Here is a 21,732-nt window from a genome sequence, read left to right on the forward strand (position 1 = left end):
CAGCAGCTTAAAACCATTGTGTCGTGATTTTTCAGAATACCCGCCCAACAATATGACGCTTTTGTTACAGTGAATTTTAGAACTTCTTCCCCATATTCAAACCAATTGATATCCTTTGGTTATCCCTTATTTTCATTGAGCTTAAAAATGTTAGTCGTCTCGCAATTCACCTGGTCAGCATTTAAACCCCAAAAGTCCATTTTGACGTTTTCTACGTTACTGATTTCATTACTTTCTTTTGTTGCCTCCGCAGAGCCTCTGCTATACAAAGCACAAAAGGGGTCACAAACACTGTATTTATTCGGCACCGTTCATGTTGGTTCTAGGTCTCAGCAAGCGATAAACCAGCCTGTAGAAATGGCAATCAAGCAAAGTGACGCGCTCATCTTAGAAGCTGAACTCGGGGGCAATATCAACTTTCCCAGCCTTGTTGAACATTCAGTGAGGGATGTATTAACAAATAACGAACTAGCGCAGCTCAATGAAATTGCCTCAGAGACCCAGCTTAATATTGATATGCTAAAGTCCCTGCCCTCATGGCAAGCCGCTTTGGCATTACAGCAACATGTTTTTACAGCACTCGACTTTCATGCTGAGTTTGGCGTAGAACACCAGCTCAGCAACTGGGCACAAACTCATGCCCTCCCTGTCAAAGGGCTCGAGTCGCTACAATTTCAAATAGACTTACTTGCGAATCAGCCGCAAGGCGGAAAGCAAATGCTGCTTCAAACAATCGAAGAATGGCCGTATACCGAAAACAACATCCTATGTTTGATCAAGTCATGGAGTCATGGCGATGTCGCTAACCTTGAGGCGATGCTGCATATCGACAGTGATAACGACGACTTTTACCAGCGGTTTCTAATCGACAGAAACAAAAGTTGGGTTCGAAGCTTAGTAACGTCATCGGAGTATCAAAAGGGGACATATTTTATCGCGGTTGGGGCATTGCATTTAGTTGGGCAAGAGAGTGTGGTGGCGTTACTTAAGCAGCAAGGATTTATTATTGAACAGATAAGTCATTCAAAATCGGCTCACTGCAGTATGAAAACGCATGTATAGCGTCTTAAACCTGAGACACTATAAGACAACAAAACGATGAAAAACTGCAAAGACGAGTGACTTTTTCGGAATTGACTGCTTTTGTCACAACAAGTCTGTGCACGTTAGTAAAAAAACGCTATAAATCAAATTATTAACCTCATCCTGAGTTAGATATTGTTAGAAACAAAGTAATGCTAGATAGGTTGTTTATTCGATTTCATTCATTTAGTCAGTAATGCTACTCTAAAACAATTCTTTTTAATTTCAGCATATTATTTATTCTCGCAAACAATTAAGTCATACTTATTTGGAAATAAAAATTTTTTTATTTTTTCAATATTTTTTGATCTTTATTCTCTGATACTCATACTTAGAACGACTCGCCAAATTTGCGAGATATATCACATTATCTGTATCGATTGAGAGGGAAGGTTATGAAATACATCAAAGCACTGTTGTTAGGAGGCGTACTCGCATTCTCATTGCCAAGCGCAGCATACCAAAGTTCAGCAGCCGGTCCATTTGTAGACTGCCAATTACCGGACGGCTCTCGTACTTTTGTACCACTTGTGGTTTGTCAGCGAGCCGGTGGGGAGAAACTGTTTTAGGTCATCGGTCTCTGTACAACAATCTATGGCTGTATGCAACTAGCGCGTGCAGCCCTTTTTTAAATCGTCAACAATCGGGCAAGTTGAGTTTTCGTCACCCGGACATAGAGATATCCAATCAATTAACTGACTCTCTATGGTGTGCAGTTCTAGAATTTTTTTCCTAACCTCATCTAATTTCTCAGTCGCCTTTTTTTTTACTTCGGCACTCATGCGCTGTTCGTTCATCGAAATAAGTACCAACTCACGGCACTCATCCAAAGTAAAACCTACACCTTTAGCTCTAGCAATAACCCTTAGTTCTTCAATATGATGCTCACCATAGACTCTATACCCATTACCTTCTCGTTCGGGCAATGAGATAAGCTGCTTGTCTTCATATAAGCGGATCGACTTTGCCGTTAGCCCGGTACGCTTGGCCACTTCACTAATGTTCATTACTTACCTTCGTTTCACATTGGACAACAGAGTGATAACTGTCTCGCAAAAATATGTTCTTCCTTCTCCAGTTTACATAGCACTGCTATTATTCGCGAAACAAAAAAACTAAAATCATGGTTACCCTACACAAAGATTGCCATACAGGCAAAGTCTAAAGGAGTGGCAATGAAGCTAAAATACCCTATGCTAGCGAGTCTCATGCTCGCACCATCAATCGCATTCTCAGCCGTTACCGTTAAAGTACCAAATGGCATTCAAGTATTAACCGTAAACGAAAAGGATTCTGGCTACTCGAGCTTTGGCTTTGATTCTAAAAACGACATTCAACTTGAAGATGGCGTCAATCAGATCGTATTCCGTATCTCCAAAATCGTCATGGAGACGGGCTCAGAAAAAACAAAGTATAAATCTCAACCTTTGGTGGCAACATTTGAAGGTAAAGATGCTGTTTTGGCATTTGATGTGCCCAACATAAAAACTCTCTATGAAGGCAGCATGTTTAATGACAAACCCACATTTGATATCAACGTAAGCTCCGGTGAAGTCGTTAATGTTAATAAGGGTCAACTAGGTCTCACCTTTAGCCTTGCAGCAGATATGGTAAAAGAGGTTGAAAACTACAACCAAACTGACCAACCTGCAAGCTTAAAAAATTACCGTAATCCTACGTTAGTAGTAAACGAAAAAACGACCGTTCACTATGATGATCTGAAAGCAACATTTAAGTCCGCATCATTGGAAGATAGAAAGAAATTCCTAACTTGGGCTATTAGTAATCTCGATGACTAATGGTTAGCATTTCCCGATATAGAAACTCGCTATTGAACTAGCGAGTTTTTTTGGGCATCTCAACTAGAAAACAAAAAAGCCGGCTCCAAGAGCCGGCGAATTAGGCAGTATAATGTATTGAGATTAGAAGTAGTATTCTAAGCCCAGACCCCATCCAAACTCAGCAGACGATTCATCTTTAGAGATCATGTAAGGACGAACATAGGTAATTGCTGAATCATCCAAGAAGTATAGTGCCTGCGCTGATACAATATAGTCAGCTAAACCAGACAATGATTCACCGTTAACTTCAGGATCCAAGTTAGCTGCATAATTAACTTTGAACTGCCAGTTCTCTACGCCACTATAAACAGCTCCCAAAGAATAACTGTTCTGTGAAATCTTGTCACCAAACTGAAGCAAGTCTACCTCTGTGTCTGGGTCTGTAGAAGTATCCGTCCAAGTCAACTCTTTATACTTAGCTTCTTCCATTTTAAATGCGCCATTAAACGCAAAGGTGTCAAAGTTTAACTCGAAGCCAACTAAAGCAGCATTAGTATCTGAGCGTCCAGTTACATCATCCTTATCGCCCACTAAAGGAGCACCAGGATTTTGCTTAAGGAAATTAGAATATGCGGTATTCAGCGTGTCAAACTTTCTGTCTTTACCATATTCATAGCCACCATGCAGTGTTAGAACGCCAACCGTATAATGCGCGCCCAAGCCATAGAAGTTAGAGTCAGCGCTTGCTTCGTCACCACGACCCGCAGCTAGGTTAAACGTAAAACCGCCTAGGTTAGCAGAGTCATAACGCACCATATTTGATTGACGATCGTAGCGTGCACCACCTAATACATCGCCGCCCCAATCAAAGATAGCACCAGCACGCTGACCTGAGTATGGCCAGTCAATGATTTCGTATAGAGGCGTCAGCATACGACCAATACGGATACGACCTGCATCTTCAAACTCAAAACCACCGTAGGTATCACGAACACCTAGACCGCTACCAGCGCCGTCGTCGCCAACGTTACCGCCTTCAAGTTGCCAAATAAACTTAGGACCGCGAGCCAATTCATGAGAACCGCGTAAACCAAAACGAGATTCATTTTCTAACTTAATTGGAGCATCACCGCCGCCAATTTTGTCTTCGCCAAATTGCCAAACAGAAAGTGCAATCTGACCATAAAGATCAACTGTATCTGTTGCTGGTTTCGCTTGAACTGCCCCTGCCATTGTTAATGACGCCACTGCTGCACCTAGAATGGTGCGTTTAAACATTTTTTCCATGGAATTAAACTCCTAAAAATGGGTATAGCTGCTTTCCATAATTCACACTTAAGTTGGCCGCCGAAGAGTGAATCATTTCCTTTTTATTTTAATCAGAACTTCTGATTAATTTTGCTGTCTACACTGTGTGTATCCATATTCACTAGACTAACTTCGCGAGAAAAAATATCAATTCAAGACTTATTTTGGGTAAAAAAAATAGGAGGCACTACAAATTTTGGGGTGAGTTATTGATGGAGATCTTATTTTTTAGACGCACTTTAATGAAATGCTTTACACTGATAAAACAACGCTATTTTGGTGGTTTATCAATACATTTCCGTGAAGTGACTCGCATGGTATTTATTTTATTTGAGTTATTAAAAATATAGAGATTGTGATATTTGATTTTCAATAACCATTGCACTAAGGCAGAATAATTTGATATTACTCGCAAAAAAAAGCCCCGCTAAAAGCAGGGCTAGTTTCCAATAAAGCAGCTTTAATTAATTAACGTAATCAAATCCGCTTCTGTTTTTATTTCAATACCTAACTCTTGCGCTTTCGCTAGCTTAGAACCCGCATTCTCACCAGCAAACAAAATATCTGTTTTCTTAGATACGCTGCCCGTCACCTTCGCTCCGAGTGCTTGTAGCGCTGCTTTAGCATCATTGCGGTTTAGTACTGATAGTGAACCGGTCAATACCACTACCTTCCCTGCAAGTGGCTGAGGAGCGTCTTCTGCGAGTTCTTCAATAGCTGGCCAATTTACACCCGCTTCAATTAATGCGGTGATCACTGATTGATTCAATTCTGCTTTAAAGAAGAACTGAATGTGCTTAGCGACAATTTCACCCACGTCTTGAACTTCAATAAGCTGGTCGTGAGTAGCTTTGCTTATGGCTTCTAGCGTTTTAAAGTGTGCAGCTAAGTTAGCAGCGGTGGCTTCCCCGACTTCGCGAATACCCAGTGAGTAAAGAAAACGAGCTAGCGTCGTTTCTTTAGATACGTTGAGGGCACTCACCACATTTTGTGCCGATTTAGGCCCCATACGTTCCAAGATTGTCAGTTGACCAGCAGACAATCGGAACAGATCGGCAGGCGTTTCTACCATCTCTTTATCCACCAGCTGCTCAATTACTTTTTCACCTAAACCATCTACATCGAGCGCTTTGCGCGATACAAAGTGCTTTAGCGCTTCTTTACGCTGAGCTTGGCAAACTAGGCCGCCGGTACATCTTGCTACAGCTTCACCTTCGATGCGCTCAACGAGCGAGGAACAAACTGGGCAGTGTGCTGGGAACGTAATCTCTTTGGCGTCGTCAGGACGACGCTCTGGCACGTAAGAAACGATTTGAGGGATAACGTCACCCGCACGGCGAATAACCACACTGTCGCCGATCTTAACGCCAAGACGTTCAATCTCATCTGCGTTGTGAAGCGTGGCATTACTTACCGTTACACCACCAACAAATACAGGCTCAAGCTTCGCCACTGGCGTAATCGCGCCTGTGCGACCCACTTGGAAGTCGACCGAGTTCAGCACAGTGATCTCTTCTTGTGCTGGGAATTTGTACGCAATCGCCCAGCGCGGAGCACGAGCGACGAAGCCAAGCTGCTCCTGAAGCGCAATCTCGTCAACTTTGATAACCACACCATCAATCTCATACGCTAGCTCATCGCGCTTCTCTTGAATGGCTTTATGGTATTGCTTCACTTCCTCAATACTGCTCACTCGTTTGGTCTCTGGCCCCATAGGGAAACCCAGTGATTTTAGTTTCAGGAAGCGATCATAGTGGCTTGTCGGTAGCTCAGTGCCTTCAACCACACCTAGACTATAGGCATAAAAGCTAAGCGGTCTTTTAGCAGTAATGCGCGAATCTAACTGGCGCAGACTGCCCGCTGCCGCATTTCGTGGATTAACGAATACTTTCTCGCCCTTTTTCGCAGCGATTTCGTTGAGCTTGTCAAAGCCTGCCTTTGGCATGAAGACTTCACCACGCACTTCGATACGAGCAGGGATATCATCGCCTTGCAGCTTAAGTGGAATAGCACTAATAGTGCGAACATTCTCAGTAATGTTTTCACCCGTCGTACCATCACCACGTGTCGCCGCTTGAACAAGGATGCCATTTTCATAAAGAAGGCTCACCGCTAAACCATCGAGTTTCACTTCGCAACAGTAATCACCGATGCTGGTTCGATTGAGGCGCTCGCAAATTCGCTTATTAAAGCCATCGAGATCTTCATCAGAAAACGCATTATCGAGAGAGAGCATAGGGATTTCATGCTGAACTTGGCTAAAGCTATCTAACGGTAAACCACCCACTCGCTGACTTGGAGAGTCCACCATCACCCATTCAGGGTGCTCCGCTTCAATCGCGATCAGTTCTTGCATCAGGCGGTCGTACTCGACGTCCGGGATCTCAGGGCTGTCTTCAACATAATACTTCACACCATGATAGTGGAGCTGTTGCTTGAGTTCGTTTAATCGTTGTTGCGACATGTTATACCTTGATAGTATTGATAAAAAAGGCTCCTTAGGAGCCTTTTTTGCTTCGAATTTATTGATTTAAGCGCTGGCTTTCGCTCGGTTAAAATCTTTGATTTGCTGGCGATAAGCATCCAGTCTTTGTGGCGTCATTAGATTGCGCAGATCATCAAGTACATTGCCGCCAAGATCGTCAGAGATCTGTTGTGCGGTACGCAGCATAAGCTTAAAGTTTTGATCAGCTTCGCCAAAACAAGGCAGCGTCATGAAAAATGAGATGCCTTTCGTTGTAAAAGTTGCAGGGTCATCATGTTTAAGCGTGCCTGGCTGCATCATATTAGCGACGCTAAATAGTACCTTACCAGTACCTGAGGGGTCAGTATGACGGTGGAAAATATCCATCTCGCCATAGATCAGGCCGTTTTGACGCATGCTATCAAATAGCTGAATACCGTTAAATGGCTCTTCGCCAGAGCAATGGACATTAAGAACCAACACCTGCATTTCAGGCTCTTTTGGCTCTTCCTTAACCTCTTTCGCGCTATCCGCCAAGTTAACCACGGCTTGAGGCTCTTGCTCTAAGTCTTCATCCAATGAATCTAGATCGATGCGAGGTTCACTCACATCAATGTCGTCATTTTCTTTACTTGCGGTAAATGAGGGCAATGGCTCTTGTTCATCTTTTTCTTGAGAAGAGACAAAATCTGGCTCAATTTCTTCAGCTTGTTTTGGCTGCTGTGAAGACTCTTCAACCAGAGATTCGGCTTTATACAAAGGCTCTGAAACGTCACTATCAGAAGAACTAGCCTCTAGCGGATCGTAAGCAGGCTTTTGCGCATCCAATCCAAAATCAGGCTCGGTGCGCGTTTTTCTGATGATTTCAAAGTCATCTTCAGGAGCGACGTATTCATCGTCGGCGTTATCATTGTCGTCCAACTTTCCTAGCGGTCTGTCACCGAATTTCTTTTGACCTTCTTTTTTACTCGACCACAAGCCGTGAAACAACAGCGCCGCGATAGCTAAGGCACCGACAATAATGAGTACGAATCGCAATTCCTGCATTGTTTGCTCTCAATGTTAAAAATAGTCCTTAAAGAAGCGCTTACACACTTCAACTTTGTCTACTTTACCAAAACTCTATAGATGATTAGAACACCTAAGTATAAGAAGTTTGTGATTTCGTAAACCCTTTTTTGTTATAGTCGAAATCATAAGCAACGCAAAAACCAGATAAAGGACACCAATTTTGAACAAAGCAAACACTGGGTTTGGCTACTTCATGCAAGGTTTTCAAATCGCTTTTATGCCCGGGATCAGACGCTATGTGCTGATGCCCCTTTTAGCCAATATCCTTTTGGTGGGGTCCGCGATGTATTATTTATTCTCCCACTTGAACGCTTGGATTGAAGGTTGGCTTGGCTACCTACCTGAGTTTTTATCTTGGCTAAGCTATATCTTGTGGCCTTTGTTAGCGCTTACTATCCTAGCGACCTTTTCCTACTTTTTTAGCACTCTAGCTAACTTTATAGCCGCCCCATTTAACGGCTTGCTGGCAGAGAAAGTAGAAGAAATGCTCACTGGTAATAAAATTAATGATGAAGGACTCATGAGCGTTGTCAAAGATGTGCCGAGAATTATGGCGCGCGAATGGCGCAAACTCCTCTACACCTTGCCTAAAGCTATTGGGCTGTTCTTATTACTCTTGATTCCAGCTATCGGCCAGACAATCGGCCCTTTCGCATGGTTTATCTTTACCGCTTGGATGTTGGCGATTCAATATTGTGACTACCCGTTTGATAACCACAAAGTCCCTTTCAACGACATGCGCCTGTCGATGAAACAAAAACAAGGTAAGGCTTACGGCTTTGGCATGCTGGTGTCTTTGTTTACTGCTATTCCAATTTTAAATCTGTTTATCGTCCCTGTCTCAGTATGTGGCGCGACGGCAATGTGGGTGCAAGAGTTTAAACAACATAGCTAGCAAACAAATAACTAAACATAAGCCCCTTGATTGGGGCTTGGTATCACTCAAGGTTTTAATGGCTTACGACTAAAGGACTTATTACCACATTTAGCACAATCGCCGATCACGGTTGGATGGTTGTACTCGGTTTTATGACCACACTGCTCACACACCAATACTCCAAGCCCTATCATTTCACCTGACGTGTAAACACCCTGATGCTCTAAATCTTGGAACAACTCGACCCATTCCACTCTCGTTCGGTCAGTAATGTCCAATAGCCCTTGCCAAATTGAGTTAGCAATCATTAGATAGAAGGGACCGCTTTTACTCTCTTCGTAATTATCAGCAAACTCTTTGAGATCCGATTTAACATACGCGGAGATCAGCGCCATCTCGTCCTTGGTCATGTCGTTCGCAGCTTCCACCACTTGTCCCGACTTTTCAAACACGTGCTGTAACTCTTCTGGACTATGTTTGAGGTTCTCAACCACATCTTCGATCATTTCTTCATAACTGGTTTTACGCTTAGGCATACATCCCCCTGTTATTGGCTATTGTTGACCGAGCTTCCTTTAGGTATTCTATGACGATCTATTAGTCTCTGTAGTAACAGAACTCACAAATTCCAAGATAACCGGACATCATCGATGCAAGAACAATACAACCCACAAGACATTGAACGTAAAGTTCAACAGCATTGGGACAACAATGAAACCTTTGTTGTAAGTGAAGACCCAAATAAAGAAAAATTCTACTGCCTGTCAATGTTCCCTTACCCAAGCGGACGACTGCACATGGGTCACGTACGTAACTACACCATCGGTGATGTGGTATCTCGTTTCCAGCGCCTGCAAGGTAAAAATGTAATGCAACCAATCGGTTGGGATGCATTTGGTCTGCCTGCAGAAAACGCAGCCGTTAAGAACAACACGGCTCCTGCGCCTTGGACTTACGAAAACATCGAATACATGAAAAACCAGCTTAAACTGCTGGGTTTTGGCTACGACTGGAACCGCGAGTTCGCAACTTGTACGCCTGAGTACTACCGTTGGGAGCAAGAGTTCTTTACTAAGCTATACGAAAAAGGCCTAGTGTATAAGAAGACTTCTTCGGTTAACTGGTGTCCAAACGACCAAACCGTTCTTGCAAACGAGCAGGTTGAAGATGGCTGCTGCTGGCGCTGTGATACTCCAGTTGAGCAAAAAGAAATTCCACAGTGGTTCATTAAGATCACTGAGTACGCACAAGAGCTTCTTGATGACCTAGACAACCTTGAAGGTTGGCCTGAAATGGTTAAGACCATGCAGCGCAACTGGATTGGTCGCTCTGAAGGTGTTGAGCTTAAGTTTGCCGTTAACGGTCAACAAGATCTAGAAGTCTACACAACTCGTCCAGACACTCTAATGGGTGTAACGTACGTAGGTATTGCGGCAGGTCATCCTCTAGCGGCGATCGCGGCTGAGAACAACCCTGAGCTTGCAGCGTTCATCGAAGAGTGCAAAAACAATAAGGTTGCGGAAGCTGAGCTTGCGACAATGGAGAAGAAAGGTATGGCGACTGGCCTTACTGCTATTCACCCATTGAACGGTCGTGAAGTGCCAGTTTACGTGGCTAACTTCGTACTGATGGACTACGGCACAGGCGCGGTGATGGCGGTTCCTGGTCACGATCAACGCGACTTTGAGTTTGCGACTAAATACGGTCTAGACATTCTTCCTGTGATTCAGCCTACCGATGGCAGCGAGCTAAACATCTCTGAAGAAGCTTATACCGAGAAAGGCGTTCTATTTAACTCTGGTGAGTTCGATGGTCTTGAGTTCCAAGCGGCATTCGATGCCATCGCAGCAAAACTGGAAGCAGAGGGCAAAGGCCACAAGACGGTAAACTTCCGTCTACGCGACTGGGGTGTATCTCGTCAGCGTTACTGGGGTGCTCCAATCCCAATGGTGACCACTGAAGATGGTGAAGTTCATCCAGTACCAGCAGACCAACTACCGGTTATTCTTCCAGAAGATGTGGTGATGGATGGCGTTACCAGCCCAATCAAAGCCGACAAAGAGTGGGCGAAGACCACATTTAACGGCGAACCAGCACTTCGTGAAACAGACACGTTCGACACGTTCATGGAATCTTCTTGGTACTACGCACGTTACTGTTCACCACAAGCAGATGACATCCTAGACCCAGAAAAAGCAAACTACTGGCTGCCAGTAGACCAGTACATCGGTGGTATCGAGCATGCTTGTATGCACCTTCTGTACTCGCGCTTCTTCCACAAACTGCTTCGTGACGCAGGTTACGTAACGTCTGATGAGCCGTTTAAGCAGCTACTATGTCAAGGTATGGTCCTCGCTGACGCGTTCTACTACGAAAACGACAAAGGCGGCAAAGAGTGGGTTGCACCGACTGACGTTGCTGTTGAGCGTGACGGTAAAGGTCGCATCACTTCAGCGAAAGACGACCAAGGCCGTGACGTTGAGCACTCGGGCATGATCAAGATGTCTAAGTCAAAGAACAACGGTATCGACCCTCAAGAGATGGTAGACAAGTACGGTGCAGACACAGTACGTCTATTCATGATGTTTGCATCTCCTGCTGATATGACACTTGAGTGGCAAGAGTCGGGCGTTGAAGGCGCTAACCGCTTCCTAAAACGTGTTTGGAAACTGGTGAATGAGCATTCATCGAAAGGCGCAGCAGAAGCAGTAGATACTGCCGCTCTTTCTGGTGACCAAAAAGCACTTCGTCGCGACGTTCACAAGACTATCGCGAAGGTAACGGACGATATCGATCGTCGTCAAACGTTCAATACAGCTATTGCAGCTATCATGGAACTCATGAACAAGCTAGCGAAAGCGCCTCAAGAGTCAGCGCAAGACCGTGCGATTCTAGATGAAGCACTAAAAGCGATAGTGGCAATGCTTTACCCTATCACTCCACATATTTCATTCGAAATGTGGGTCGCTTTAGGTGAGTCGGACGTCGACAACGCAGTATGGCCAACACACGACGAGAAAGCACTAGTCGAAGACGAGAAGCTGATCGTTGTTCAAGTAAACGGCAAACTGCGCGCTAAGCTGACTGTGCCTGCTGATGCGTCTAAAGAGCAAGTTGAAGAGCTTGGTCTGAACGACGAGAACGTCACCAAATTCACAGACGGTAAAACTGTTCGTAAAGTGATCTATGTACCTGGTAAGCTGCTGAATATTGTAGCGAACTAATCATCATCACTTTATGATACTAAGAGTCGCAGCGAACAACTGCGGCTCTTTCGTCCATTTTAAGCAAAGCCTTATTTAAGTTTCTACTTCGGAAATTTACATAAGCCTTTTCAACGAGAGCCTTCGGTAGCTATGTTTCGATTCAAACAAAAACTAACACAAGCCAGTTTTATTCTTCTTCTCTCTTCTCTACTGACAGCATGTGGATTTCAGCTACGTGGCGAGTACTCTGTACCCGAAGACATTACCGCTATCTCTGTCACGAGTTATGATAAGTACAGCAAAATCACTCGCTTGGTAAAAGAGCAACTGCGCCTCAGCCAAATTGAGCTAGTGACGCCAAACAAAGATGTTCCGAATATTCATATCATTGGTGAAACCATTACCGACCGTACTCTATCTCTGTACCAAAACACACGTGCTGCCGAGAAAGAAGTAGTGTACGAAGTCAACTATCGAGTCACCGTTCCTGATCTGGGCGCAAAAGATTTTACTGCGACTATGACTCGCAGCTACCTAGACAACCCACTTTCAGCGCTCGCTAAGTCGGCTGAGCGTAAGCTTATCGAAGATGAAATGCGCGAGTTTTCTGCGCAGCAAATGATGCGTCAAATGGCAAGACTTAAAACTGAAATTCAAGAGTTTGAGGAAAAGCAACACCTTGAAGAATCGAATAGCAATACGCAAGACAACTCACCGTCTTAACAGGTAACCGATTGTGAGAATTTTTGCTGACCGCCTTTCTGAGCACCTTACGAAGCAATGGCACCACTGCTTCTTATTGTTTGGTAATGAGCCACTATTCGTTCAAGAGAGTAGAGATGCGGTTATTCGCCACGCTAAGCAGCTTGGCTTTGAAGAGCATCACCGCTTTAGCGTCGATAACTCACTTGACTGGAATGAAGTGTATGATTGTACTCAAGCACTGAGTCTATTCTCGTCAAAGCAGATCATTGAACTCAGCATGCCGGAGACTGGTGTTAATGCCAGTATTGCCAAACAGCTCGCGGACATAGCACCTACTCTGCATGAAGATATTGTGCTTATCATCACTGGCACCAAGCTCACCCGAGCGCAAGAGTCTGCGAAATGGTTTAAGGCGCTGGGCGGCTGCCTAGTTAGCTGTAACACGCCAGATATTAAACAGTTACCACAGTGGGTCATGAGACGCTGTCGAGCAAATCAATTAATGCCTGACGGGGAAGCCGTTCAACTACTGTGCCAATGGCATGAAGGCAACCTATTTGCTTTGTCACAAAGCCTTGAAAAACTCGGCCTGCTCTACCCTGATGGCCAATTGACTTTGCTGCGGGTTCAAGAGTCGCTCAGCAGACACAATCACTTCACTGTATTTCATTGGGTTGATGCTGTTTTGGAAGGCAAACCAAAGCGTGCCCATCGCGTGCTAACCCAACTTGAGGCTGAAGGTGTAGAAGCAACAATTTTACTCCGTACGATTCAAAAAGAACTGGTACAGCTTGGTAAGATGCAAGCCATGTTAGCTCAATCGTCACTTGGTCAGGTGCTTGATCAGTTTCGAGTATGGCAAAATAAAAAGCCGATCTATAGCGCCGCATTAAACCGGTTATCACCAGAAAAACTGCGCAAAAATATCCAATTGCTCAGCGCCATTGAGGTGCAGGTGAAAACCCAATACGAGCAAAGTCCTTGGCCATACTTGCAGCAACTCTCGCTTAACCTGAGCAGTGCTGACAGCGGTCTGTCTTTGCAACCATAAAATCGTGATATAATTACCGATCGATTGAGTAGCGATACTCCCCTAACTATATACATACTGAGGAATCTCTTTTGCAACGCGAAGAATTGAAACTTTTTCTAGCTGATAAAGCGGACGATATGAAAGCACAAGACATTGTCACCCTAGATGTTGAAGGCAAGTCTAGCGTTACAGACTTCATGATCGTCTGTACCGGCACTTCTAGAAGACACGTCATTTCAATTGCGGATCATGTTGCTGCAGAAGTGAAAAAGGTAGGCCTAGAACCACTAGGTATCGATGGCAGCACCGAGGGTGAATGGGTTGTACTGGATATGGGTTCAACCATGCTACACGTAATGCAAGAAGAGCACCGTGAGCTATACCAACTAGAAAAGCTTTGGAGCTAACAGTTTGAAACTTCAACTGATCGCCGTTGGCACTAAAATGCCTAAGTGGGTAGAAGAAGGCTTTCAAGAATATCGCCGCCGCTTCCCACACGACCTGCCACTTGAGCTCATCGAAATAACCGCAGGTAAGCGAGGCAAAAATGCCGACATCGCGCGCATCCTTCAAAAAGAAGGTGAAGCGATGCTTGCTGCCGTGCCAAAGGGCAATCGTATTGTCACCTTGGATATTCCCGGTAAAAAATGGGATACGCCACAGCTCGCCGAGCAGCTGGAAAGCTGGAAGCTCGACGGCCGTGATGTTTCCATTCTGATTGGTGGTCCTGAAGGATTGGCTCCAGCTTGTAAAGCAGCCGCAGACCAGAGCTGGTCTTTGTCTGCGTTAACCCTTCCTCACCCGCTGGTGCGCATTGTCATGGCGGAGAGCTTGTACCGAGCGTGGTCAATTACCGCTAATCATCCGTATCACAGAGAGTAATTGAGCTAGCGATGAAACGTAAACGCAGCCAGATACGGGATCATCAGGCCGAAGCGCGACTATTTAAAAGTCGCGCTATTGTGGCGTTTGTTGGTATCGTTGTAATGATGTTGGTGCTCGTCGCTAACCTCTACAACATCCAGATCAACCAGTATCAAGACTATAAAACCCGCTCGAACGATAACCGCATCAAAGTCGTGCCTATCGCGCCTAATCGCGGGCTCATCTACGACCGCAATGGCATTTTGCTGGCGGAGAACCGTCCTGTCTTCAACCTAGAAGTCACACCAGAAAAAGTCAAAGACATGGATGCAACCATCCAGGCGCTAAGACAATATCTGGATATCTCACCTGAGCGTGAAGAAGCCTTCAATCGCGATCGCAAGCGTACTCGCCGTTTTAAATCGATCCCGCTTCTGACCCAATTGACTGAAGACCAAGTCGCGATCTTTTCCGTTCATCAACATAAGTTCCCTGGCGTTGAAATAGCTGCGAACCTAAAACGTTTCTATCCCTACGGTGATGTGCTTACTCACGTAATTGGTTATGTATCCCGCATTAATGATCGAGACATGCGCCGCCTGATCCGCGAAGAGCAAGACGCAAATTATCAGGCGACACGCGATATTGGTAAGCTCGGTATTGAGCGCTACTACGAAAATATTTTGCACGGCACCGCTGGCTATCAGGAAGTGGAAGTGAACAGCCGTGGACGCGTATTAAGAACCCTCAAGTTCGTGCCACCTCTTCCTGGTAAAGACATCGTTCTGAACCTGGACATAACGCTTCAACTTAAGGTTCACAAACTGCTCGATGGCAGACGTGGCTCAGCGATCATTCTTGATCCAAGTGATAACGGTGTATTAGCAATGGTATCCAGCCCAAGCTACGATCCAAATGCATTTGTGAACGGCATTTCGAGCAAAGGCTATCGCGCACTACTGGAAGATAAAAACCGACCACTAGTAAACCGCGCAACCCTTGGTATTTATCCACCCGCTTCAACGGTTAAGCCGTTTATCTCGGTCGGCGCACTTCAAGAAGGCGTCATTACCACCAAAACTACACGTAATGACCCGGGCTACTGGCGTATTCCAAACTCGAAGACACGTCCATTCCGTGATTGGTTGCGTTGGGGTCATGGTAAGGTTGATATTCTCAAAGCGATTGAAGAGTCGGTGGATACCTTCTACTACCAAATTGCTTACGACATGGGCATTGATCGCCTATCGAAGTGGATGATGATGTTTGGTTTCGGCGACTACACAGGCATTGATATCTTCGAAGAGAGCAAAGCCAATATGCCAACACGCGAATGGAAGATGGCCAGACACAGAACACCGTGGTATCAAGGTGATACCATCCCTGTCGGTATCGGTCAGGGTTACTGGACAGCAACGCCAATGCAGATAGCCAAAGCAACCTCAGTTCTGGTTAATCGCGGCGAAGTACTCTCTCCACATCTATTGCGTGCGACCATAAATAATGGCGACAGCTTTGATCATCAAACCTTAAGTGAAGTTGACTCGAGACCCCCTATTACCGGTGTACAAGAGCGCTACTGGGATATTGCTTTAGAAGGTATGCGCCGGGTAAACCACGGCGTTAAAGGCACAGCTCGACGCGCGTTCGCCAATATGCCTTTTCAAAGTGGTGGTAAATCGGGGACTGCACAGGTGTTTAGCTTGGCAGAAGACGAAGAGTACAACGCTGAAGAGCTCGCAGAGCATCTGAAAGACCATGCATTGTTTACCGGCTTCGCCCCGTTTGAGAATCCTGAGGTCGTGGTTACTGTCGTACTTGAGAACGCCGGTGGTGGTTCTAGCAACGGAGCGCCAGTCGCTCGACAGCTGTTCGACTTAGCATTGGCAGAAAAGGAAGAGAGTGAAGAAGAATGAGATTTGATCCTTCCACCGGTCAAAGCCGAGTGATGTTCGAACGCTTCCACATCGATTTGCCTTTGGTGCTCGGAATTCTGGCACTTATGGGTTTTGGTCTTGTAGTAATGTACAGCGCCAGCGGCCAAAGTATGGCTATGATGGACAGGCAAGCAATGCGTATGGTACTTGCTCTAGTGGTAATGGTTGTCCTCGCCCAGCTATCGCCAAGAACCTATGAAACCTTAGCTCCCTTAATGTTCTTTGCGGGCGTCATGCTGCTGTTTGGCGTGCTGTTCTTTGGTGAAGCCTCAAAAGGGGCTCAGCGCTGGCTAAATTTGGGCTTTGTGCGCTTTCAGCCCTCAGAGCTTCTTAAACTGGCGGTACCCTTGATGGTGGCTCGTTACATTGGTAAGCGTTCACTACCCATCACGTTTCAGACCTTAATCATCTCGCTAGTGATGGTGTTCGTGCCCACAATATTAATCGCCAAGCAGCCAGACCTTGGGACTTCCATTTTGATTGCCGCCTCGGGGATCTTCGTTGTCTTCTTAGCTGGTATCAGCTGGAAAATTATCTTTGGAGCCGTGCTTGCGCTGAGTGCCTTTGTCCCGGTGCTTTGGTTCTTTTTGATGCGTGAGTATCAGAAAGTACGCGTACGTACCTTGTTTGACCCCGAATCGGATCCACTGGGCGCGGGTTATCACATCATTCAAAGTAAAATTGCTATCGGCTCTGGCGGGATCACTGGTAAGGGCTGGATGCAAGGCACTCAATCACAGCTCGAGTTTTTGCCTGAGCGTCACACCGACTTCATCTTTGCGGTTATTGCTGAAGAGTGGGGAATGTTCGGAATTCTATTGCTGCTTACTCTCTATCTATTCATTATCGGGCGAGGCTTATATCTAGCCAGTTCCGCACAAACTGCGTTCGGTCGAATGATGGCTGGCAGTATCGTTCTTAGCTTCTTCGTTTATGTTTTTGTAAATATTGGTATGGTGAGCGGTATATTACCGGTAGTTGGTGTACCATTGCCGCTGATCAGCTACGGTGGCACCTCCATGGTGACCCTCATGGCTGGATTTGGCATTCTGATGTCAATTCATACACACCGAAAAGCATTCTCAAAGGCAACCTAATGAACAAACGGAATGACACATGGCGCCAGCGCCTTTCTTGGCTGGGTTTGGCCTTAGGGCTGACCGCCCTAGCTGGGTGCTCTTCGTCATCAGACAGTCGCTATGACCTGAAAGACGATGTGGCACCTAGCGCGCCTATTTCTGTCGATCATATTGAAGGCGCGGTGCCAAAGTATGAACCATACAGTCTCGGGGGTAATAAGAGTTACCGCCTGCGCGGCAAAAGCTACACCGTGATTAAAGACCCAACAGGTTTTACAGAGCGTGGCGAAGCATCCTGGTATGGCAAAAAGTTCCATGGACACTTAACCTCGAATGGCGAAGTGTACGACATGTACTCAATGTCGGCAGCCCATAAGACTTTGCCTCTACCGAGCTATGTTAAAGTTAAAAATCTTGATAACGGAAAAGAGACCATTGTTCGTGTTAATGACCGTGGTCCTTTCCATGACGGCCGTATTATCGACCTAAGTTATGCAGCAGCAAACAAGCTAGATGTGATTAAAACGGGTACGGCTAACGTCGAAATTGAAGTGATTATCGTCGAAAAACCATCTAGTCAACATGAGCTGAGCAAGCACCCGGAGTACACTATTCAAGTCGTTGCCTCACCTCATAAAGATCGCATCGACAACTTGTCCAAGCAACTGAGTGAAAAGCTATCTGTCGACACCTTTCTTACCCCGGTAAACAAGAACTATCGACTGATGCTTGTCCCCTTTAAAGATTACAAGCAAACTCAAGACGTACTGGAGCAGGTGCAAAAGATTGGCTACCCCTCAGCTTTCGTCAAAAAACTGTAAACATCATTGACATAAATAACCGTTGTTACTTAGTGTAAGCTATCTAGTTTGCAGGCAACATTCTGTTACTATACGAACTATTACTCAAACGCATTCGAAATGAATAAGAATAAATCTTCTATGAAATTTGTAACCACTATTGCTCTTTCCGCAACTTTGGCAGCAACTTCTGCCTTTGCGGCACCTGTTGTCATGCCTGATGCACCTCAAATCGCAGCGAAAGGCTTCGTTTTGATGGACTACAACTCTGGTAAGGTTCTCGCTGAGAAAGAGATGAATACTCAGCTCCACCCGGCAAGTTTGACCAAAATGATGACCAGCTATGTTATCGGCCAAGAGCTAAAGCGCGGTAACATCTCACCACAAGACGAAGTGACCATCAGCAAAAATGCGTGGGCAAAGAACTTCCCTGATTCATCAAAGATGTTCATTGAAGTAGGCACCAAGGTTACCGTTGATGAGCTAAACAAAGGCATCATCATTCAATCGGGTAATGATGCTTGTGTCGCGATGGCTGAGCACATTGCAGGCTCAGAAGATGCATTCGTTGACCTTATGAATGCATGGGCGAAGTCTATCGGCATGACCAACTCGCACTTTGCTAACGTGCACGGTCTAGACAATCCGAATCTGTACTCAACCCCTTATGATATGGCTCTTCTGGGTCGCGCGCTTATCAAAGACGTGCCAGATGAGTACCGTATTTACTCTGAGAAGAAATTCACCTACAACGGCATCACCCAATACAACCGTAACGGTCTACTTTGGGACAAGAGCATGAACGTTGATGGCATCAAAACTGGCCACACAAGCAAAGCTGGCTACAGCCTAGTGAGCTCAGCAACTGAAGGTAAGATGCGTCTTGTTGCCGTCGTGATGGGTACTAAGAGCGCCAACGCTCGTAAATCGGAAAGTAAAAAGCTACTGAGTTACGGCTTCCGCTTCTTCGAGACGGTTAATCCACACAAAGCAGACGAAACCTTCGTTGAAGAAAAAGTATGGATGGGTGACAAAGACGCCGTCGCGCTAGGTGTGAACCAAGACACTTATGTCACACTGCCACGCGGCCAAGCGAAAAACCTAAAAGCAAGCTTCGTACTTGAAAAGCAGTTAGAAGCACCAATATCTAAAGGCGATGTCGTTGGTAAGCTATACTATCAACTAGAAGGCGAAGACGTAGCTGAATACCCACTGCTTGCTCTTGAAGATGTTCAAGAAGGCAGCCTGTTCAGTCGCTTGTGGGATTACATCGTATTACTTTTCAAGAGCTTTTTCTAAGCCCTAGCGTTTAACGCCAAAGTAATCGAGTCATCGTAAAGCCGCTATAAGCGGCTTTACTTTTTCATTGGCTTGAGATCGTCCACGTAAGGCATTACTATTCGCACCGTTATAAAGAATTGGTATTTTTTGGAGTCCCTACTATGTTGACCATCAACTCTGATGCAAAACTCAAAGACCTACTCGAGTTCCCTTGCTCTTTTACCTTCAAAGTGATGGGTTACGCTAAACCAGAGCTTCCTGAAAAAGTGCTGGAAGTGATCCAACGCCACGCGCCAGGGGACTACAGCCCAACCATTAAGCCAAGTGCAAAAGGCAACTACCACGCTGTATCTATTAACATTACAGCGACCTCAATCGAGCAGGTAGAGACCCTTTACAAAGAACTTGGTGATATCGACATTGTTCGTATGGTTCTATAATAAATTGAAAGTTTCAAATTTATTTGAAAGCAGCTTAGGCTGCTTTCTTTTTATTTATCAATCAGATAAATATCCAGCATCATGTAATGGTTAAGAATTCGTTATTTATTAGTAGTTCAAAACCATCAACATGTTTATAATGCGAATACTTTATTAAGTAGCAGCGAGGTGACTGGTGGAAAATCAGCTAGTTGTAAGGAAGCTTGGGCGAAAAGACTACGAACCAGTCTGGAAAGCCATGCATGATTTCACTGACAATCGAACAGACGATACACGCGACGAAGTGTGGTTAGTGGAGCACAACCCTGTCTTTACTCAGGGACAGGCAGGTAAAGAAGAGCACCTACTCAACACTGGTGATATCCCAGTCATTCAAAGCGATCGCGGCGGACAGGTCACCTATCATGGTCCTGGTCAGCTCGTTGCCTACTTTCTTATCAATTTGCGTCGTAAAAAAGCTTGGCGTTCGCGAGCTGGTTACGCACATCGAAAACCTCGTTATCAACACACTTAACGCGTATGATATTGAGTCAGCGGCTAGGCCCGATGCCCCTGGAGTGTATGTCGATGGTAAAAAAAGTCTGCTCCCTTGGTCTGCGTATCCGTAAAGGGTGCTCATTTCACGGACTGGCGCTAAATATTAATATGGATCTCTCCCCTTTCCTTCGTATCAACCCTTGTGGCTATGCTGGGATGGAAATGGTTCAAGTGAGCCAACTGGGTGATCCAAAAGAGGTCTCGACTGTCGAAGACCAAATGATCAAAGCACTATTAGAAATACTTGATTACGAGCAAGTAGAATTCAGCGAAGAAGCATAAGACGATGAGCAAACCTATCCAAATGGAAAAAGGCGTCAAGTACCGTGACGCTGACAAGATGGCATTGATTCCCGTAAAGAACATGCCTACCGAGCAAAAAAAAATCCTTCGTAAGCCTGAATGGATGAAGATCAAGCTGCCAGCGGACAGTCAGCGTATTCAAGACATCAAGTCTGCAATGCGCAAAAACGATCTTCACTCGGTATGTGAAGAAGCCTCATGCCCTAACCTGGCTGAGTGCTTTAACCACGGCACAGCAACTTTTATGATCCTTGGTGCTATCTGTACTCGTCGTTGTCCTTTCTGCGATGTAGCTCATGGCCGTCCAAATGCGCCAGAAACTGGTGAGCCGCAAAAGCTTGCGCAAACTATTAAGGACATGAAGCTTAAATACGTAGTGGTTACCTCTGTGGATCGTGACGACCTGCGTGACGGTGGTGCTCAGCACTTTGCAGACTGCAACCGTGAAATCCGCGCACTTAACCCAGAGATCCGCATCGAGACCCTGGTACCTGATTTCCGTGGCCGTATGGATGTAGCGCTTGAAGCACTAAAAGATAACCCGCCAGATGTGTTTAACCACAACTTAGAGACAGCTCCACGCTTATATCGTAAGGCGCGCCCGGGTGCGAACTACAAATGGTCACTTCAGCTTCTTCAGAAGTTTAAAGAGATGCACCCTGACGTACCGACTAAGTCTGGCTTGATGATGGGTCTGGGCGAAACCAAAGAAGAGATTGTTGAAGTACTGAAAGATCTCCGTGCTCACGGCGTCACTATGCTTACACTGGGTCAATACCTAGCACCAAGTCGTCATCACTTACCGGTTGAGCGCTATGTACCGCCATCAGAGTTTGATGAGCTAAAAGAGATCGCCCTTGAACTTGGCTTTACCCATGCAGCCTGTGGTCCATTTGTTCGCTCGTCGTACCATGCAGACCTACAAGCAAAAGGCGAAGAAGTGAAATAGCATTACTTTTTAGA

General features: G+C 45.5%; 20 protein-coding genes and 1 pseudogene. 16 read left to right on the forward strand and 5 right to left on the reverse strand.

What is annotated here, in order from left to right; all coding sequences use genetic code 11:
* Nucleotides 1-147: 147 nt before the first annotated feature.
* Nucleotides 148-1,062 (forward strand): TraB/GumN family protein, encoded by a 915-nt coding sequence (locus PG915_RS13005; RefSeq protein ID WP_353496894.1) that lies wholly within the window; start codon nt 148-150, stop codon nt 1,060-1,062.
* Nucleotides 1,063-1,478: 416 nt separating this feature from the next.
* A complete protein-coding gene (locus PG915_RS13010) occupies nt 1,479-1,652 on the forward strand; it encodes a hypothetical protein (protein ID WP_162631220.1) in 174 nt (57 codons plus the stop codon).
* 39 nt (nt 1,653-1,691) lie between these two features.
* On the opposite strand, the gene cueR is transcribed toward PG915_RS13010, so the two are convergent.
* On the reverse strand, nt 1,692-2,090 hold the full coding sequence (cueR, locus tag PG915_RS13015; RefSeq protein WP_353496895.1) for a Cu(I)-responsive transcriptional regulator: 399 nt from the start codon (nt 2,088-2,090) through the stop codon (nt 1,692-1,694).
* Nucleotides 2,091-2,258: 168 nt separating this feature from the next.
* Between cueR and PG915_RS13020 the strand changes: the two genes are divergently transcribed.
* On the forward strand, nt 2,259-2,882 hold the full coding sequence (locus PG915_RS13020) for a DUF2057 family protein (RefSeq protein ID WP_353496896.1): 624 nt from the start codon (nt 2,259-2,261) through the stop codon (nt 2,880-2,882).
* Nucleotides 2,883-3,005: 123 nt separating this feature from the next.
* Here PG915_RS13020 and PG915_RS13025 read toward each other — a convergent pair whose 3' ends face one another.
* The 3 genes from PG915_RS13025 to zipA all read right to left on the reverse strand — a co-directional run bounded on the left by PG915_RS13025 (nt 3,006) and on the right by zipA (nt 7,683).
* Nucleotides 3,006-4,151 carry a porin gene (locus tag PG915_RS13025; protein ID WP_353496897.1) on the reverse strand — a complete coding sequence of 382 codons (1,146 nt, stop codon included), beginning with the start codon at nt 4,149-4,151 and terminating at the stop codon, nt 3,006-3,008.
* 481 nt (nt 4,152-4,632) lie between these two features.
* Nucleotides 4,633-6,636 (reverse strand): NAD-dependent DNA ligase LigA, encoded by a 2,004-nt coding sequence (ligA, locus tag PG915_RS13030; protein ID WP_353496898.1) that lies wholly within the window; start codon nt 6,634-6,636, stop codon nt 4,633-4,635.
* Between the two features lie 66 nt (nt 6,637-6,702).
* Nucleotides 6,703-7,683 (reverse strand): cell division protein ZipA, encoded by a 981-nt coding sequence (gene zipA / locus PG915_RS13035; RefSeq protein WP_353496899.1) that lies wholly within the window; start codon nt 7,681-7,683, stop codon nt 6,703-6,705.
* Nucleotides 7,684-7,867: 184 nt separating this feature from the next.
* On the opposite strand from zipA, the gene cysZ reads away from it, so the two are divergent.
* Entirely contained in the window at nt 7,868-8,602 is a 735-nt protein-coding gene (cysZ, locus tag PG915_RS13040; protein WP_353496900.1) for a sulfate transporter CysZ, read from the forward strand.
* Nucleotides 8,603-8,649: 47 nt separating this feature from the next.
* Here cysZ and PG915_RS13045 read toward each other — a convergent pair whose 3' ends face one another.
* Entirely contained in the window at nt 8,650-9,120 is a 471-nt protein-coding gene (locus tag PG915_RS13045) for a zinc ribbon-containing protein (RefSeq protein WP_353496901.1), read from the reverse strand.
* 114 nt (nt 9,121-9,234) lie between these two features.
* Here PG915_RS13045 and leuS point away from each other — a divergent pair, with 114 nt between their 5' ends.
* The 12 genes and pseudogenes from leuS to lipA all read left to right on the forward strand — a co-directional run bounded on the left by leuS (nt 9,235) and on the right by lipA (nt 21,718).
* A complete protein-coding gene (leuS, locus tag PG915_RS13050) occupies nt 9,235-11,808 on the forward strand; it encodes a leucine--tRNA ligase (RefSeq protein ID WP_353496902.1) in 2,574 nt (857 codons plus the stop codon).
* 132 nt (nt 11,809-11,940) lie between these two features.
* Nucleotides 11,941-12,513, forward strand: a complete 573-nt coding sequence (lptE, locus tag PG915_RS13055; RefSeq protein WP_353496903.1) for an LPS assembly lipoprotein LptE — start codon at nt 11,941-11,943, stop codon at nt 12,511-12,513.
* Nucleotides 12,514-12,526: 13 nt separating this feature from the next.
* Complete coding sequence (gene holA, locus PG915_RS13060; RefSeq protein WP_353496904.1) at nt 12,527-13,546, forward strand: DNA polymerase III subunit delta; 1,020 nt, start codon at nt 12,527-12,529, stop codon at nt 13,544-13,546.
* 71 nt (nt 13,547-13,617) lie between these two features.
* Nucleotides 13,618-13,935 carry a ribosome silencing factor gene (gene rsfS / locus PG915_RS13065; RefSeq protein ID WP_112459641.1) on the forward strand — a complete coding sequence of 106 codons (318 nt, stop codon included), beginning with the start codon at nt 13,618-13,620 and terminating at the stop codon, nt 13,933-13,935.
* 4 nt (nt 13,936-13,939) lie between these two features.
* Nucleotides 13,940-14,410, forward strand: a complete 471-nt coding sequence (rlmH, locus tag PG915_RS13070) for a 23S rRNA (pseudouridine(1915)-N(3))-methyltransferase RlmH (RefSeq protein ID WP_353496905.1) — start codon at nt 13,940-13,942, stop codon at nt 14,408-14,410.
* A gap of 11 nt (nt 14,411-14,421) precedes the next feature.
* Complete coding sequence (gene mrdA, locus PG915_RS13075; protein ID WP_353496906.1) at nt 14,422-16,308, forward strand: penicillin-binding protein 2; 1,887 nt, start codon at nt 14,422-14,424, stop codon at nt 16,306-16,308.
* Complete coding sequence (rodA, locus tag PG915_RS13080) at nt 16,305-17,426, forward strand: rod shape-determining protein RodA (RefSeq protein WP_353496907.1); 1,122 nt, start codon at nt 16,305-16,307, stop codon at nt 17,424-17,426. The genes mrdA and rodA overlap by 4 nt, the downstream gene beginning before the upstream one ends.
* Entirely contained in the window at nt 17,426-18,229 is an 804-nt protein-coding gene (locus tag PG915_RS13085; RefSeq protein WP_353496908.1) for a septal ring lytic transglycosylase RlpA family protein, read from the forward strand. Before rodA ends, PG915_RS13085 begins: the two co-directional genes overlap by 1 nt.
* A gap of 99 nt (nt 18,230-18,328) precedes the next feature.
* Nucleotides 18,329-19,507: a serine hydrolase gene (locus tag PG915_RS13090; protein ID WP_353496909.1), complete on the forward strand. Its 1,179-nt coding sequence runs from the start codon at nt 18,329-18,331 to the stop codon at nt 19,505-19,507.
* A gap of 143 nt (nt 19,508-19,650) precedes the next feature.
* Nucleotides 19,651-19,929 (forward strand): DUF493 family protein YbeD, encoded by a 279-nt coding sequence (ybeD, locus tag PG915_RS13095; RefSeq protein ID WP_042496698.1) that lies wholly within the window; start codon nt 19,651-19,653, stop codon nt 19,927-19,929.
* A 175-nt stretch (nt 19,930-20,104) separates the two neighbouring features.
* A pseudogene (lipB, locus tag PG915_RS13100) lies at nt 20,105-20,748 on the forward strand (lipoyl(octanoyl) transferase LipB).
* Nucleotides 20,749-20,752: 4 nt separating this feature from the next.
* Nucleotides 20,753-21,718, forward strand: a complete 966-nt coding sequence (gene lipA, locus PG915_RS13105; RefSeq protein WP_353496910.1) for a lipoyl synthase — start codon at nt 20,753-20,755, stop codon at nt 21,716-21,718.
* Nucleotides 21,719-21,732: the final 14 nt, after the last annotated feature.

Source organism: Vibrio sp. CB1-14 (genome assembly GCF_040412085.2).
In the GTDB taxonomy this organism is placed as follows: domain Bacteria; phylum Pseudomonadota; class Gammaproteobacteria; order Enterobacterales; family Vibrionaceae; genus Vibrio; species Vibrio chaetopteri.